The sequence below is a fragment of the Niallia sp. genome, assembly GCF_031978665.1.
Classification (GTDB): Bacteria; Bacillota; Bacilli; order Bacillales; family Cytobacillaceae; genus Niallia.
In genome coordinates, this window is record NZ_DALZDK010000002.1 from 98,477 (window position 1) to 113,915 (window position 15,439).

Annotated in this window: 16 protein-coding genes, 1 tRNA gene and 2 pseudogenes; 3 read left to right on the top strand and 16 right to left on the bottom strand. The window is 35.9% G+C overall.

What is annotated here, in order from left to right; all coding sequences use genetic code 11:
• Both RTL21_RS23205 and RTL21_RS01660 read right to left on the bottom strand, forming a co-directional pair.
• Positions 1-175, bottom strand: a pseudogene (locus RTL21_RS23205) (hypothetical protein); the annotation flags it as partial.
• Positions 176-644: 469 nt separating this feature from the next.
• Positions 645-716, bottom strand: a tRNA-Arg gene (locus RTL21_RS01660).
• 334 nt (positions 717-1,050) lie between these two features.
• On the opposite strand from RTL21_RS01660, the gene clpP reads away from it, so the two are divergent.
• Positions 1,051-1,656: an ATP-dependent Clp endopeptidase proteolytic subunit ClpP gene (gene clpP, locus RTL21_RS01665; RefSeq protein WP_312092676.1), complete on the top strand. Its 606-nt coding sequence runs from the start codon at positions 1,051-1,053 to the stop codon at positions 1,654-1,656.
• 76 nt (positions 1,657-1,732) lie between these two features.
• Here clpP and RTL21_RS01670 read toward each other — a convergent pair whose 3' ends face one another.
• The 5 genes from RTL21_RS01670 to RTL21_RS01690 all read right to left on the bottom strand — a co-directional run bounded on the left by RTL21_RS01670 (position 1,733) and on the right by RTL21_RS01690 (position 5,561).
• Complete coding sequence (locus tag RTL21_RS01670; RefSeq protein ID WP_312092678.1) at positions 1,733-1,981, bottom strand: HPr family phosphocarrier protein; 249 nt, start codon at positions 1,979-1,981, stop codon at positions 1,733-1,735.
• A gap of 178 nt (positions 1,982-2,159) precedes the next feature.
• Complete coding sequence (gene whiA, locus RTL21_RS01675) at positions 2,160-3,104, bottom strand: DNA-binding protein WhiA (RefSeq protein ID WP_312092680.1); 945 nt, start codon at positions 3,102-3,104, stop codon at positions 2,160-2,162.
• Between the two features lie 141 nt (positions 3,105-3,245).
• A complete protein-coding gene (locus RTL21_RS01680; RefSeq protein ID WP_312092682.1) occupies positions 3,246-4,202 on the bottom strand; it encodes a gluconeogenesis factor YvcK family protein in 957 nt (318 codons plus the stop codon).
• Positions 4,199-5,080 (bottom strand): RNase adapter RapZ, encoded by an 882-nt coding sequence (gene rapZ / locus RTL21_RS01685; protein ID WP_312092684.1) that lies wholly within the window; start codon positions 5,078-5,080, stop codon positions 4,199-4,201. The genes RTL21_RS01680 and rapZ overlap by 4 nt, the downstream gene beginning before the upstream one ends.
• A gap of 22 nt (positions 5,081-5,102) precedes the next feature.
• Positions 5,103-5,561 (bottom strand): NUDIX hydrolase, encoded by a 459-nt coding sequence (locus RTL21_RS01690; RefSeq protein ID WP_312092871.1) that lies wholly within the window; start codon positions 5,559-5,561, stop codon positions 5,103-5,105.
• Between the two features lie 343 nt (positions 5,562-5,904).
• Between RTL21_RS01690 and RTL21_RS01695 the strand changes: the two genes are divergently transcribed.
• Positions 5,905-6,117 (top strand): nuclease-related domain-containing protein, encoded by a 213-nt coding sequence (locus RTL21_RS01695; RefSeq protein ID WP_312092873.1) that lies wholly within the window; start codon positions 5,905-5,907, stop codon positions 6,115-6,117.
• Positions 6,118-6,280: 163 nt separating this feature from the next.
• Complete coding sequence (locus RTL21_RS01700; RefSeq protein WP_312092686.1) at positions 6,281-6,598, top strand: hypothetical protein; 318 nt, start codon at positions 6,281-6,283, stop codon at positions 6,596-6,598.
• Between the two features lie 275 nt (positions 6,599-6,873).
• Here the strand turns inward: RTL21_RS01700 and trxB are convergent, their stop codons facing one another.
• The 9 genes and pseudogenes from trxB to hisD all read right to left on the bottom strand — a co-directional run bounded on the left by trxB (position 6,874) and on the right by hisD (position 15,432).
• On the bottom strand, positions 6,874-7,830 hold the full coding sequence (gene trxB / locus RTL21_RS01705; protein ID WP_312092688.1) for a thioredoxin-disulfide reductase: 957 nt from the start codon (positions 7,828-7,830) through the stop codon (positions 6,874-6,876).
• Positions 7,831-8,055: 225 nt separating this feature from the next.
• Positions 8,056-8,448: a helix-turn-helix domain-containing protein gene (locus tag RTL21_RS01710; RefSeq protein WP_312092690.1), complete on the bottom strand. Its 393-nt coding sequence runs from the start codon at positions 8,446-8,448 to the stop codon at positions 8,056-8,058.
• A 329-nt stretch (positions 8,449-8,777) separates the two neighbouring features.
• Positions 8,778-10,295, bottom strand: a complete 1,518-nt coding sequence (locus RTL21_RS01715) for a tetratricopeptide repeat protein (RefSeq protein ID WP_312092692.1) — start codon at positions 10,293-10,295, stop codon at positions 8,778-8,780.
• Between the two features lie 320 nt (positions 10,296-10,615).
• Positions 10,616-11,260, bottom strand: coding sequence for a bifunctional phosphoribosyl-AMP cyclohydrolase/phosphoribosyl-ATP diphosphatase HisIE (gene hisIE, locus RTL21_RS01720; RefSeq protein ID WP_312092694.1), 645 nt, complete (start codon positions 11,258-11,260; stop codon positions 10,616-10,618).
• Complete coding sequence (gene hisF / locus RTL21_RS01725) at positions 11,257-12,015, bottom strand: imidazole glycerol phosphate synthase subunit HisF (protein ID WP_312092696.1); 759 nt, start codon at positions 12,013-12,015, stop codon at positions 11,257-11,259. The genes hisIE and hisF overlap by 4 nt, the downstream gene beginning before the upstream one ends.
• A gap of 50 nt (positions 12,016-12,065) precedes the next feature.
• The gene (gene hisA, locus RTL21_RS01730; protein ID WP_312092698.1) at positions 12,066-12,794 is read right to left on the bottom strand and encodes a 1-(5-phosphoribosyl)-5-[(5-phosphoribosylamino)methylideneamino]imidazole-4-carboxamide isomerase; all 729 of its coding nucleotides are present in this window, start codon (positions 12,792-12,794) and stop codon (positions 12,066-12,068) included.
• Positions 12,795-12,800: 6 nt separating this feature from the next.
• Positions 12,801-13,417, bottom strand: a pseudogene (gene hisH, locus RTL21_RS01735) (imidazole glycerol phosphate synthase subunit HisH).
• A complete protein-coding gene (gene hisB / locus RTL21_RS01740) occupies positions 13,418-14,005 on the bottom strand; it encodes an imidazoleglycerol-phosphate dehydratase HisB (RefSeq protein ID WP_312092700.1) in 588 nt (195 codons plus the stop codon).
• Positions 14,006-14,166: 161 nt separating this feature from the next.
• Positions 14,167-15,432, bottom strand: a complete 1,266-nt coding sequence (gene hisD, locus RTL21_RS01745) for a histidinol dehydrogenase (RefSeq protein WP_312092702.1) — start codon at positions 15,430-15,432, stop codon at positions 14,167-14,169.
• Positions 15,433-15,439 lie beyond the last annotated feature (7 nt).

Consider the following 15,439-nt stretch of genomic DNA (forward strand, 5'->3'; position numbering starts at 1 on the left):
TTAAAAACTCGACTTCACTTCTCAAGACTCTTTCGGTCAGTCCTAGGCTCACAGCCAGACTTCTTCTTCCGACAGGCTGCATATTCTTAATATACTGCAGAATATAGTACCTTTTTTGCATAACTGTAAGTAAATCAGGTAATAATCTTTTTTGAATCTCAATAAATGAAACCATGCTTGATGCTCTCCTTCACTTACAGTGGTCGTCAGAAGTCCCGCATAGACATTTTGTGTCCCGGATACTACAAAAAAATAACTCCCTGCTACATGAACAATTCTAACACCAGTATAGTATGAATTCAACTGATATGTGTCTATTTTTTGTAAAATTTGACGAAAAAGTGTCGTTCTATCTTTTCTTACTATTTGGAAAAAACGAATTATTATTCCTGTTATTTTTAATTATTTTTTTAGAATAGAAAACTTCTTAAAGAAAAAGAATTATAGGTAAGTAATGAAGGGATTTGGATATATAAATATTTTATATGAAAAGCTTTGTTTAAAGGTATATCCATATGGGAGTATAATAAGGTAGGAATTATATTTCTTCAAATATGATGTTTAAAGGAAATGCAAGGAGTCTTAAAATAAAAAGGTTTTTCTGGGTACAAGACAACAGAAAAACCTTTTTTAACATCTATTAGCGCCCTCGGAGGGAATCGAACCCCCATTTTAAGAACCGGAATCTTACGTGCTATCCGTTGCACCACGAAGGCATGATATTAACTTAAGCATCACTAAAGTTACGCCTTCATATTATAAGCGAAGTTCCTATTTTATGCAATAGATGATGTTTAAAAAAAAGAGCAATGGGTATCATGGAGAGAGGATTGTAGACGAAATGAAAGGATGGAAACAATAAATAACTAAAGTCTGACGCTCATATAAAAAAGATGTCGAATGATATTTTTAGGTATTCAGGCTTTTACGTTTGACCTTAATTGACCATCCGTGTATCATTAGAAATACATACAGTTTTGAGTTTTCTATCTTAACTGAAGAAACAAATACTTATCGTTTTCAAACAGACATTATAAAGGAGGATTTTAAATGAATTTAATTCCTACAGTTATTGAGCAAACAAACAGAGGAGAACGTGCTTACGATATCTATTCTCGTTTATTAAAAGACCGTATTATTATGCTTGGTAGTGCTATTGATGATAATGTAGCTAACTCTATCGTTTCACAGCTTTTATTCTTAGAAACAGAAAATCCTGAAAAAGATGTATCTATTTATATCAATAGCCCAGGCGGAAGTATTACTGCTGGAATGGCGATTTATGATACAATGCAATATATTAAACCAGATGTTCAAACTATTTGTATTGGTATGGCTGCTTCTATGGGTGCATTCTTACTTGCTGCTGGTGCAAAAGGCAAACGTTATGCTCTTCCAAACAGTGAAGTAATGATTCACCAACCACTTGGAGGAGCACAGGGGCAAGCAACAGAAATCGAGATTGCTGCTAAACGTATTTTATTCTTACGTGATAAGTTAAACGGTATCCTATCTGAGCGTACTGGTCAACCAATTGACATAATTGCAAAAGATACAGAACGCGATAACTTTATGACTGCTGATAGAGCAAAAGAATATGGTTTAGTGGACCATGTTATCAGCCGTAATTCACTTGAAGACAAGAAAAATAAATAAACTTATTAAAAGGGCTGTTCCAAATCAAAAGTTTGGAACAGCCCTTTTTAAGGAGAGTTTTTATTAATCAAAAGATTTACTTTAGCAATTCACGTAAATTCTGAAGCGCTTCCACTTCATCGCTACCATCCACAATAAGTTTGATTGTTGCTCCAGAATTTATCGCTAAGCCCATTATTCCCATAATACTCTTTGCATTTACTCTCCTTCCATCCTTTTCAATAAATACTTCTGATAAGTAATTACTTGCCTCTTGCACAAATAAAGCTGCAGGTCTCGCTTGAAGCCCTGCTTTTAAGTCAACTATGATATCCTGCTCCACCATCGAACATCCTCCCCTTCAACAAAGTAGTAATATATCTATTATACAAGGAAAATGAATTTTTTGCTCTATTCATGGGAAAGAATATTCAATTTTAGAAGAATTTTCTGATAACGCATTTTTAATAAAAACAAAAAAATGGATAATATATACCACTGATTAGATATATTATCCATTTCTGTTATTTTACTGCCTCTCCACGACGAAGAGCATCAGCAATTTCATCAATTTTTCTTAAACGATGATTGATGCCAGATTTACTTATATTACCTGGAGATACCATTTCCCCTAATTCTTTTAAGGTTACATCTTGATATGCTACTCGTAGCTCCGCAATTTCTCTAAGCTTATCAGGAAGGATTTGCAATCCAACTGTTTTATCAATATAACGAATATTCTCAACTTGTCTTAATGCAGCTCCAATTGTTTTATTTAAATTGGCTGTTTCACAATTGACCAATCGATTTACTGAATTCCTCATATCTCTAACAATGCGAATGTCTTCAAAGCGAAGAAGCGCCCCATGTGCACCAATAATATTAAGAAATTCGGTTATTTTTTCTGCTTCCTTTAAATAAGCAATAAATCCTTTTTTTCTTTCTAATGTCTTACTCTTAAGCCCAAAAGTATTCATTAAATCACTAAGCGCATTTATATGTTCTTTATACAATGAAGCAATTTCTAGATGGTAAGAAGATGTTTCTGGATTATTTACAGATCCGCCTGCTAAAAAGGCACCTCTTAAATAGGAACGTTTACAGCATTTCTTCTTAATTAGCTCTGGTGCGATTTCATGGGTAAACACAAAACCTTCTTTAAGAATACTTAATTCCTCCAGTACTTCTTTTCCATGATTGGAAATCCTCACAATATAAACATTGTTCTTTTTTAAGCGCATTTTTTTACGAACTAGCAATTCAACCGGTATATCAAAATACCTTTTTATCAAGGTATAAATCCTTCTAGCTATAGCCGCATTCTCTGTCTGTATATTTACAACTAGCCTCTGGTTGGAAAAGGAAAGTGTCCCATTCATTTGAATCAGTGCTGATAATTCCGCTTTACCACAGCAATTCTTGGCTTCAATTGTTGTCAATTCTTTTTTTGTTTCTGACGCAAAAGACATGTCCTTCCCCCCTTATTAGAAAAAAGCAGTGCTTTCAAGAATCTCTACTAAAATTTTTTCACTTAAGCTCTATCCCCATCAATAAATGAGGATATTCACATAATCTCATATTATAAGCGATTTATAATTTCAGCCTCTCCTTTATCCAAGTAGAGAATAGAGAATTTTCGCCACTTCTACAGTATTATGGCGAATAACACCTTGATCAAGCTTGATGATGTCCCCTGCAATCACATCCAGATTCATCCGCTCAAGCCGATTTATATCAAAAACCACAGGCTTTGCTTTTTCTTCATCATATCTTTGTTGTACATTCGCAGGTATATTGGTTTTGTTCACGATAATTATGTCGATAAACGGTTTTTCAACATGTTCATATAACGCCTTCACATGATCACTTGCCGTATAATCCAACGTTTCTCCTGCTTGTGTCATAATATTGCATATATAAACTTTTTTTGCCTTTGCATCTTGAACTGCCTCTTTAATTTCTGGGACAACTAAATTTGGCAAGATACTCGTATATAAGCTTCCAGGCCCCATCACAATAAGATCTGCTTGCTGGATAGCATGTATGGTTTCAGGAAGTGGCGCAGAATCCTCCGGGGTTAGAAATACTTTTTTTATCTTTTTCCCGGCCTTCGGAATACTAGATTCTCCCGCCACAACGGATCCATCTTCCATTATTGCATTTAAAATAACACTATGACTAGTTGCAGGTAATACTTTACCACGAACATTAAGTACTTTGCTCATTTCTTGAATCGCATAGGTAAAATTACCAGTAATAGACGTCATTGCAGCTAATATTAAATTGCCTAATGAATGTCCATCTAAATCTTTACTATTTGTGAATCGATGCTGAAACATTTCCTCTACTAACGGCTCCACATCTGATAATGCCGCTAATACATTGCGAATATCTCCAGGTGCGGGGATATCAAGATCTTCTCTTAGTCTTCCAGAGCTTCCTCCATCATCGGCTACCGTTACGATTGCCGTTATATCTACTGGATATTTTTTCAATCCACGTAAAAGCACAGAAAGGCCTGTTCCCCCCCCGATGATTACAATCCTTGGCTGTTCCTTTTCACTCATGCCTGTTGGTCCTTTCTCCTCTCCATATCACGGTGAGCAATAGCAATGTTATATTCCTTTTCAAAATGATGGCCGATATATTCTGCTAATGCAACAGAGCGGTGCTGCCCCCCAGTACAGCCAATCGCTATAACAAGCTGCGATTTTCCTTCTCTCTTATATTGGGGTAGCATAAACGTTAACAAATCAATTATTTTCTCCAAAAATTGACCTGTCTCTGTCCATTTCAACACATAACTGGATACCTCTACATCTAATCCAGTTTTCGGTCTCATATGCTCCACGTAATGAGGGTTTGGTAAAAAACGCACATCAAATACTAAATCTGCATCTATAGGAAGTCCATACTTAAATCCAAAGCTCATCACATTTACAGTAAAGATAGTTTGCTTATTAACGGAGAACTCTTTTAAAATCTTTTCACGAAGTTCTCTTGGAGAGCTTTGCGATGTATTATAAATGATTTGTGCTCTCCCTTTTAGCTCTTCTAGCATTTCTCTTTCTAATTTGATTCCTTCTAAAGGAAGTCCAGACGGTGCAAGGGGATGAACTCTTCTAGTCTCCTTATACCTTCTAACTAAGGCGCTGTCATCAGCATCTAGAAAAACAATCTTCGGCACAACCCAGGAATTTGCTAAATCGTCTAGCGCAGTGAATAAATCATCAAAAAATTCTCTGCCCCGCAAATCCATCCCAAGAGCAACCTTATTCATCTTATTCTCCGACTCTTTCATAAGTTCAAGAAACTTAGGTAAAAGAGTCGGAGGTAGATTATCTACACAAAAAAATCCTAAGTCTTCAAAGCTTTGGATAACAACTGTTTTTCCTGCTCCTGACATGCCTGTGATGATTACGATTTGTGGCTCACTTACACTCATTTTTATTCCCCCCTATAAATCTTTAGCTTGGATCTAATCGGTAACTAATTAATTCAAAATCTGGTGTATAAGTAAATGTTCCATAGATAATCCCATTACCATGGATCATGTAATCTAATATATGATAATCGCCTTCAGCCATTGGCAAGTTTTTCACATCATCTAAATCGTGCCAGACAATTTTTCCTTCAGCAGATTCATCTACATTGACACCATCTGCATTTGTAGAGAAAAAGGTGAACATCATCCACTCCGATACAATTTTATCTCCGTCCTTAATAATAAAGGTGAAAATTCCTTTAATATTAGGATTTCTTAAATAAATACCTGTTTCTTCTCTGTATTCTCGAATACAAGAATCTCGCACAGACTCCCCAGGCTCCATTTTTCCACCTGGCGCTACCCACCAACCGCGTCTTGGCTTCTGTAATAACAAAACCTTATTATCTTTAAGTAACAAACAATTCGTCACACGTTGCAAATTATTCACCCCGATTTTCTCTGTATGTAGGCACTTCTTTTATCCATTCTTTTTATTATACTATTATTGTCATGCCCCCACAATAAATTGCCTTTTCCAATTAGGAAGGATTCTTAATACATTACGGTGAATGAGTAAATAATCTTTAGAAAAGGATGTATATTTTTCTTGTATGTCAATTTTGCAAAAAAAGTTTGAAGTTAAGAAAAATGGAAGCACTCTTACAACGCGGAAATAAATATTTGATCATCAAAAGGATGTCTCTATTCATATACGTGGCTAAAAAGGTGAAAAGGAACTAACCTACTACCTTGATTTTCTACCAGATAAAGAATGCTTTATTATTCATAATCTTCGTTTATACAATGGAAAATCTTATTTTCATATAGACTATCTCCTGCTGACTCGTTTCTTTATTGTCATTATTGATTGTAAAAACTATTTAGACATATTAATGATTGATACAACCTTAAATCAGTTTACCCAAATTAGAAATAATCAAGAAGAAGGATACTTGGAACCAATCGTTATTATTTCCAAACCTCCACTATCATAAAAGGAAATCCCTCGATAAAAAATCATGTTCTTCATGTCACAGTTTTCTTGAAAAATGGGATCAGTTACAAAGAAAATTAAAAGTAAATGTTATAGATAAAAAGAACCTCCATAAAATCTCCATATTTCTTCGCAAGCATCATACTCCAGATAATACAAACGTAATGGAAAAATACGGAATAAGCCAAAAAGATATTATTTCAGGTGTTCAATGCCCCTACTGTAAAGAATTTGCGATGATACGAAAAATACGCAACTGGTTTTGCCCATCCTGTTCCACATTTGATAAACAAGCCCATATAAAAGCAGTGGAGGATTATTTCCTCTTAATCAAACCTTCTATTACCAGTAAAGAATTTCGTGAATTTGTCCATATTTCTTCCAAAGATATCGCTAATCGGCTTCTTGTTTCGATGAAATTACCTTATAAAGGTGAAAATCGAGGGAGAATTTATTACCCTTCAAAAGATTTTTTTGAATGAAATAGGAGTATTTGTGTCATTTAATGCGATATTCGCAAAAATTACTGAGTAATTCGTGAAAAAAGCGAAGTATTCGCGAAAACTTCGAAGTTATTCGCGAAAGTTACCATTTATCAGCCAAACCCAAAATCTGCCAAAAAAAAAGGCATAGGCTATATATGCCTATGCTAAAAATATATATCTTAAAAGGGGGTCAATTTCTACTTATATGATACCCCAAATATGTTTCACTACTGTTACATTCCAATTAAAACGGAATGACACTTTTAAGACGATTATGCTTGTTGTTTTAATGTTTCCTCTAACTCTTCCACATAGTTCTGAGCACTTTGAGCAGCGATACTTCCATCTCCTGTTGCAGTAACAATTTGACGAAGTGTTTTTTCGCGAATATCTCCAGCGGCAAAAATTCCTGGTACATTCGTTTCCATTTGATCGTTCGTTACAATATAGCCATTTTCGTTGGTAATTCCCAAGCCTTCAAACGGCTTGGATAATGGAACCATGCCAATATAGATAAACACACCGTCTGCCTCTAACTCTTGTTCTGATTGGTCCACAGTAGAAACTAGTGTTACACTGCCCACTTTTCCATCCTTTTCATTGATTGCTTTTATCGTATGGTTCCAAATAAAGTCCACTTTATCGTTATCAAATGCTCTTTTTTGAAGAATTTTCTGTGCTCTTAATTCGTCACGTCGGTGTACAATTGTTACTTGTGAAGCGAAACGAGTTAAATATACACCTTCTTCAACAGCTGAATCTCCGCCACCGATTACGAATAGACGCTTATTCTTAAAGAACGCACCATCACATACAGCACAATAAGATACTCCACGACCGCCTAATTCTTTTTCACCAGGCACTCCAACCTTTTTGTATTCTGCGCCTGTAGAAATAATAATGGATCTAGCTTTAAATTCTTTTGATCCCGCTTTAACTGTTTTATATTCTTTTCCATCCACTATTTCTTTAATATCACCATAAGCGTATTCAGCACCGAATTTTTTCGCATGATTAAACATCTTATTGGATAAATCTGGTCCTAAGATACTTTCAAATCCAGGGAAATTTTCCACTTCTTCTGTATTCGCCATCTGTCCACCCGGTATTCCTCTTTCAATCATTAACGTAGAAAGATTGGCACGAGATGTATAAACAGCAGCTGTCATTCCAGCTGGACCTGCCCCAATAATAATAACATCATAAATTTTTTCTTCTGTCATTTTCAAAAAACTCCTTTTCCCATTAACTAACGCATTTTATTATACTAAATTCACGCTTAGATTAAAGAATCCACGCTTAAATAATTTCCTTTTCTTATTATAAGTATGATTATCTATTACTATCCTATAAAACCAATACCCTATCCGTCCAAAAATCTGCTCAAGCTTGAAAAATTTTCAAAAGACAATCTCGTTATTATGTAATTTCTCACCTAATTTTCTTAATAACAGCTATAACAAACCCTTTAGTTTCTTCACCTCGTTTTCTAAAATTAATCTCCGTTCTTTTATTTCCTTTTCTTCTTGCAAAAGCTTGTCTAATTGACTTGTTAAGACCTGATACACTTGACCAATTAGTTGTTTATCGCCACAATCTAAAGCCTGCTTTAAAGAAAAAATTAACTGTATATCTTTTAAGGAAAAACCATATTCCTTTAACTCTTTAACCACTTGAAAGTCGAGGATTTCTTTATCACTATATTCTTTTTTATTATTTCGCCAATTAGGTTTTAATAAATTTAATTCTTCATAGTACCGAACAGTATCTTTTGTCGTATTTAGTAATGTCACAAACTCCCCAATTTTCATTTCTAACTCTCCTTTTCTAAAGATACCTATTGACATGGGGTTAACCCCCTTATTTTTAATGCATTTAACAGGATCAATCCCCTAAAATTTTTCTATTACGGAGGAGATAAATTGCAAATGGTTTCTACCTATATGGAAACATCAATGTCATTCACTATACTATCAGATTAATTATAGCTCTTTTTATCGTCTATTTAATTATTTAATCGTTTTATTTTAAATGCATTATTCCTTCATATCGCATCTCTTTTCAAAAGTAACAACCATAGAAAAAGAAGCAGTCTAAATTCTAAACGAATCAAACTGCTTCTACGTATTATTTATTTTTTTCAAAAGATGCATAATGCATCCTAAAATGATGGAAACTAACTATAAATAGGCTGCATATAATTTTTCAGCGACTTTATATATTTCTGTAAGGTTGATGTAGAAAGTCCATACTGATCAGCAATTTCTTGTTGTGTTTTCTTCGTTACACGAGTCTGATTCCACAGATAATCGATAGCTGCTGCGCTAGCAATACAATTTTTATATAAAACTCCAGCCATTTGCATTTCCAAAATAGCTGAAAACCATAATAAATATAAACTAGTCTCTTCGGTTCCAATTGGGTGATAGTTTGTATAGATTTGTTCTGCTGTATGATGTGCAACATATAAGAACGGATCCTCTATCTCGGTACCTAACTTAACAAAAGCTAAATAATCCTTCTCTATTTTCGTAAAAACATTCTTTTGCTGAATAGCAGAAGAGGAAAGGATTTTTTCCTTATGACTAGATACAGACGTTAAGAAAGTTGCAAACAATCGTTCCTCTACATGATTGCTTTCAAATCTTTTTAGAATAGAACTAAGATGTTCCTCAAATCCACTTACCTTATGCTCCAAGTTGTTCCATGGCTCTTGCCCTTCTTTTTCTGGATGCTCATCCATTACCTTTTTCCAAGCTTTTTTCGCGGTTTGCTTATTTCCCGTATAATAAGCTGCATAAGATAACCAATAATAAAAAGAACCGTCCCCTTGGAAGCCTTGTTTATAGATTTTTTTCAACCAGAAATAAGCAGTATCATATTCGCCTATAAGTGCAAAAGTAGTGCCTAGTTTGAATTGATGATCAACGGAAATAGGGTTGATTTTCTTTAGAACAGCTGCCAATTCCCTAACGTGAGAGTCGTCATTTTGATAATAAGCAAATACAAGCTTATTACATAGAGCATGTAAGTTTCCGATATTCTGGGTTAATACATGCTCTAAAATTTCACTAGCCTTTGCCGATTGGCCAAGGTAAAAATGAGCTAAAGCTAAATTATTATAAGCAGACCAATACTCCGGATAGTCTTGAATAACTTTCGTCAGCACTTCCACAGCTTTAGAAAAGTTACCAGACTCTAGCAATGCTCTTGCCTGTTCTTGTCTTGTAATTAAATCTTCTTCCTCATAGGCTTCCTCTTCCTCTAGCTCATCCGATTCCAAAGATAGAACCTCCATTAGGTCCTCCGTATCCTCTACAAACTCCCCATCTTTATCCAGACTTAAATATAGTTTAGCATGATAATATGCATCTTTAAAAAATCCTAAATGGGCGTAATTATTCGCTAGGAAATAATAACACTCAACCATCTCTTCATCTAATTCTTCAATTATAACATGGAGAAGTTCATTTGATTTTTGATATTCTCCAACATCTGCATAAACAACTGCAAGCTGACATGCAATCATTGGTTCTCCTGGTTCCAATGCCAATGCTCTTTGCAAATATTTCAGGGATTTATAATAATCTCTTTGATGATATGCTTTAATTCCTTTATTAAAATAAAATTCGCCTGTAGGATTAAATGTAATAAGTTTACCCACCGGTTGTACTCTACTTGAGTTTTTATTCATAAATCCTCCAATATATATGTTCCCTTATAAAACAAGAGGTAAATAGCAAGCTAAAATAAATAGTTCCTGTTAACTAAACAATTATACCATACTAAATACAATTCGGAGAAGAGTCAATCCTTTTTCGAAAAAAAGTGTTCGATTTAGAGCTAAAAACTTATCGGTAGGAAAGGAAGGAGTATTAACATATGAACCGATGAAAGGATATTTTTCAAGAACGCAAAGCAGCCTGAAACACGTAAACTTCGGTTAAGATTATGAAAAACACAATAAGAGGAGAAGTCTCATTCTTCTCAGCGAATGAGCCTTCTCCTATTCTCTTACTTTCCTTGCTTTTCTTCATGACGATCTTTCAATACCTGCAAAATCTCTGAGAATGGAAGCTTTTGTTCACGTAATAAAACAAATAAGTGGTAAAGAAGATCGGATGCTTCCCACTTCAGCTCTTCTGCATCTCGATTTTTCGCAGCAATAATAACTTCTGCAGCCTCTTCTCCGACTTTCTTTAATATCTTATCCACCCCTTTTTCGAATAAATAGGTTGTATATGTACCTTCTGGGCGATCGATATCTCTTTCTTCAATAATATTCTCTAAATTAGCTAGAATCTGATAATCTGCGGAAGTCGTTTCAACCGCTTCCTTATTTTGATAGATGCTTTCTACAAAACAGCTTGTTGTTCCATTATGGCAAGCTGGGCCATTTGGATTAATGAATACTACTAATGCATCTTGATCACAGTCATATTTAATCTCGACAATTTGCTGTGTATTCCCGCTTGTAGCTCCTTTATGCCAAAGCTCTTGTCTAGAACGGCTATAAAACCAAGTCTCTCCTGTTTGCAAGGATTTTTCTAAGGATTCCTTATTCATATATGCAAGTGTTAATACTTCTTTCGTCGTAGCATTCTGTACAATAGCAGGGATTAATCCTTTTTCATCAAACTTCAATTCCTCGACATTCATCTAACAAGCACTCCCTTTTCCTTCAAATATTCCTTTACTTCGTGAACAGACGTTTCTTTATAGTGAAAAATAGAGGCAGCCAGCGCAGCATCTGCTTTCCCTTCTTTAAAAGCCTCTTCAAAATGCTCAGCATTTCCAGCTCCTCCTGAAGCAATTACTGGAACAGAAACCGCCTCGCTCACTGCTTTTGTTAATGCTAGGTTAAAGCCATTTTTCTCTCCATCCGAATCCATGCTAGTTAATAGGATTTCACCGGCTCCAAGTTCTACAACTTCTTTCGCCCACGTAATAACCTCTTTATCTACTGGATTTCTTCCGCCATGTGTGTAAACACGCCACGATCCAAGTTCTGAATCATACTTCGCATCAATCGCAACAACAATACACTGAGAACCGAAAAAATTAGCCCCTTCTTCAATTAAAAAAGGATTAAGTACTGCTGCTGTATTTAAAGATACCTTATCCGCCCCTGCACGAAGGATTTTTTTCATATCCTCTAATGAATGAATCCCCCCACCAACAGTAAAAGGAATAGCAAGCTGGGATGCAACTTCCTTGACGACCTCTACCATCGTTTTTCGTCCTTCATGAGAAGCAGAAATATCGAGAAATACAAGTTCATCTGCTCCTTGTTCATCATAAAAGCGCGCTAACTCCACCGGATCTCCAGCATCTCTTAATTGAACAAATTGGATTCCTTTAACAACGCGTCCGTCTTTTACATCCAAACATGGAATAATCCGCTTGGTTAACATATTAAAACCCCTCTCACAATGAGCTTGTTCCAAAAGTTTCTTCGACTTTGTCAGTTCATTTGCTCTAAAGCTTCTTTTAATGTAAATCTTCTTTCATATAATGCTTTACCAATGATTGCACCACCGACACCTTTAGCGTGAATTTCCTTAAGTCGGTTAAGATCCCCGATACTGCTTACCCCACCGGATGCAATTACTTCTTTTTTGGTTATCATAGCCATTTCTTCGATTGCGTCCACATTTGGACCACTTAGCATGCCATCTGTTGCAATATCCGTAAAAATAAAGGTTTCAGCTCCTGCATCTGCAAAGCGTTTCCCAAGCTCGACAGCTTTCACCTCAGAAGTAGACAGCCATCCATGTGTTGCAACAAACCCTTTTTTCGCATCAATACCAATGGCGATTCCCTTTCCATATTTGCGAATCATCTCCATCGCAAAGTCTGGATTGGAAACAGCGATGCTACCGATTATTACTCTTGTTACACCATTTTCTAAATAATGGACAATATCTCCTTCTTGCCTAATTCCTCCCCCAATTTGTACTTGAGCACCTAATTTTTTGGCTGCATCAATAACAAATTGGTCATTTACTCTCTTGCCATCCTTCGCACCATCTAAATCAACCATATGTATCCATTTAGCACCTTGATCCACAAAGCTTTTTGCCATATCAAACGGGGAATCTCCATAGATTGTTTCTTTTTTATAGTCCCCTTGAAGCAAACGGACACACTTTCCGCCCCGCATATCAATGGCAGGATATAAAGTAAAAGTCATGTAAGTTCATCCTTCCTGTATTAAATTAGCAAAGTTGCTTAATAGATGCATACCCAATTTACTACTCTTCTCCGGATGAAACTGCATGCCATATACATTGTTTCTTCCTACCACTGCCGGAACCTCTTTATCATAGGAACAGCTCGCAATGATTACTTCCTCTTTGGTATCTGCATAATAGGAGTGCACAAAATAAACAAAATCATCGTCCATATTGGGAGTTATCGATGAGTCTTTCTTAAATTGAAGCTTATTCCAGCCCATATGAGGAACCTTATAAGCTGACCCCTCTTCTGTAATACCAGGAAAACGGACTACTTTGCCAGGCAATAACTTCAATCCCTCACTATAGCCATGCTCCTCACTTGACTCAAACAATAGCTGCATTCCAAGACATATTCCTAATAAAGGCTTGCCACTGTCGACAAATGCCTCAATCATCTCAGATAAGCCTGTTTCCTTTAATTTTGCCATCGCATCTTTAAATGCACCTACTCCTGGAAGAATTAACGCATCTGCTTGTAACAACGCTTCTTTGTCCTCTGAAATAAAATAAGGAGCATTTAATCGTTCCAACGCTTTACTAACACTGAACAGATTCCATAATCAATAATCCCGATCATTTACAGCATCCCTTTCGTGGAAGGAATTCCCTTTATTCTAGGGTCAATCGTTGTAGCCTCATCTAAAGCACGTGCCATTGCTTTAAAAATTGCTTCTATCATATGATGAGTATTTTGCCCATAGTGTAAAATAACGTGAAGATTCATCCTAGCTTCTAATGCAAATTTCCAAAGGAATTCGTGCACAAGCTCTGTATCAAAGGTTCCTACCTTATCGCTTGGAAATTCAGCACGAAATTCTAAATGTGGTCTATTACTTAAGTCAATAACAACTTGTGCTAATGTATCATCCATTGGCACAAAGCTATTTCCATATCGTTTAATACCCCTTTTATCTCCGAGAGCATCTTTTAGCGCCATTCCAAGGCATATTCCAATGTCTTCTGTTGTATGGTGATCATCTACTTCTATATCGCCATTTGCTTGTACCGTTAAATTGAATTGTCCGTGTTTTGTAAATAAATCTAGCATATGATTCATAAATGGTACGCCAGTATCGATTTCAGAAACTCCTTCTCCGTCTACATTTAAAGATAGCTGAATGCTTGTTTCTCCTGTTTTTCTATTGATTGCAGCAGTTCTTCCCATTTTTTCTTCCTCCTTTTATGTAGGTTCATTAAAAATCATTAAGATTCTATACTTTATTTTTAAATTGTAGTTTCAGCTTTTAAATAATTGCCTTTGATTTCCACTCTGATCCAATCACTCAGCGACCATAATTCAACACTTATAGGGACGATACTTTTCCTTTACAAATCTCGTGCTTCTATCGCTCTTGCGTGTGCTTCTAATCCTTCTAATCGGGCAAATTTAGCTATTTTTTGGGCATTTTCTTGAAATGCTGCTTTGCTGTATTGGATGACACTGGATTTTTTTTGAAAATCATCTACATTTAATGGATTAGAGAATCTTGCGGTACCATTTGTTGGCAATACATGGTTAGTTCCAGCAAAGTAATCTCCGACTGGTTCTGAACTATATCGTCCTATAAAAATAGACCCTGCATGGCGAATATTTTCCAGAATATCATATGGATTTTCTGTTATTATTTCTAAATGTTCCGGGGCAATTGTATTAATTACTGTTGCAGCTTCTTCGAGTGTTTCAACTACAACAATTAATCCATATTGATCAATTGATTTTTTTGCTATCTCTTTTCGTGGTAAATCACTTAACTGCATCTCTACTTCGTTCGAAACCTCTTCTGCTAATGTTCGAGAGGTAGTTACGAGAACAGAGGATGCTCTTTCATCATGCTCAGCCTGTGATAATAAATCTGCTGCTATTTCTTTTGCGATCGCCGTTTCATCCGCTATAATCGCAATCTCACTTGGACCGGCAATCATATCAATCGCAACATCTCCAAATACTTCTCTTTTGGCAAGGGCAACAAAGATATTTCCAGGGCCAACAATCTTATCGACATTCTCAATCGATTCTGTTCCGTATGCTAAGGCAGCAATCGCCTGCGCTCCACCAACTTTATAAATTTCTTTTACTCCAGCAATATCTGCTGCTACTAATACTGCATGAGGTAGCGTTCCGTTTTCGCTTGGTGGCGATACCATAACAATTCGATTGACTCCTGCAACGAGTGCTGGAATAACATTCATTAATACCGATGAAGGATAGGCTGCTGTTCCACCTGGCACGTAAACTCCAACTGAATCTAAAGGCAGAATTCTTTGACCAAGAATTGATCCGTTTGCTTGTGTAAAATCCCATGAAGTTTTCAGCTGCTTTTGATGGTATTCTTTAATGTTTGCAGCTGCCTCTTTGATAATGGAAATCATGTCTTTTTCTACATAATCATAGGCAGTCGCTATCTCTTCTTCCCTTACAAGAAGACTTGATAGATTTGCTCCATCCCATTTTTTCGTATATTCGATAAGTGCTTGATCACCATTTCTTTTTACATTATCCATTATGTCAATAACTGCTTTTCGTTGTTCTTCTGTTCCAGCATCAACAGAACGTTTTAAGCTAATATTGTCTATCTCTGTCACAATCCTCATCTAGAAA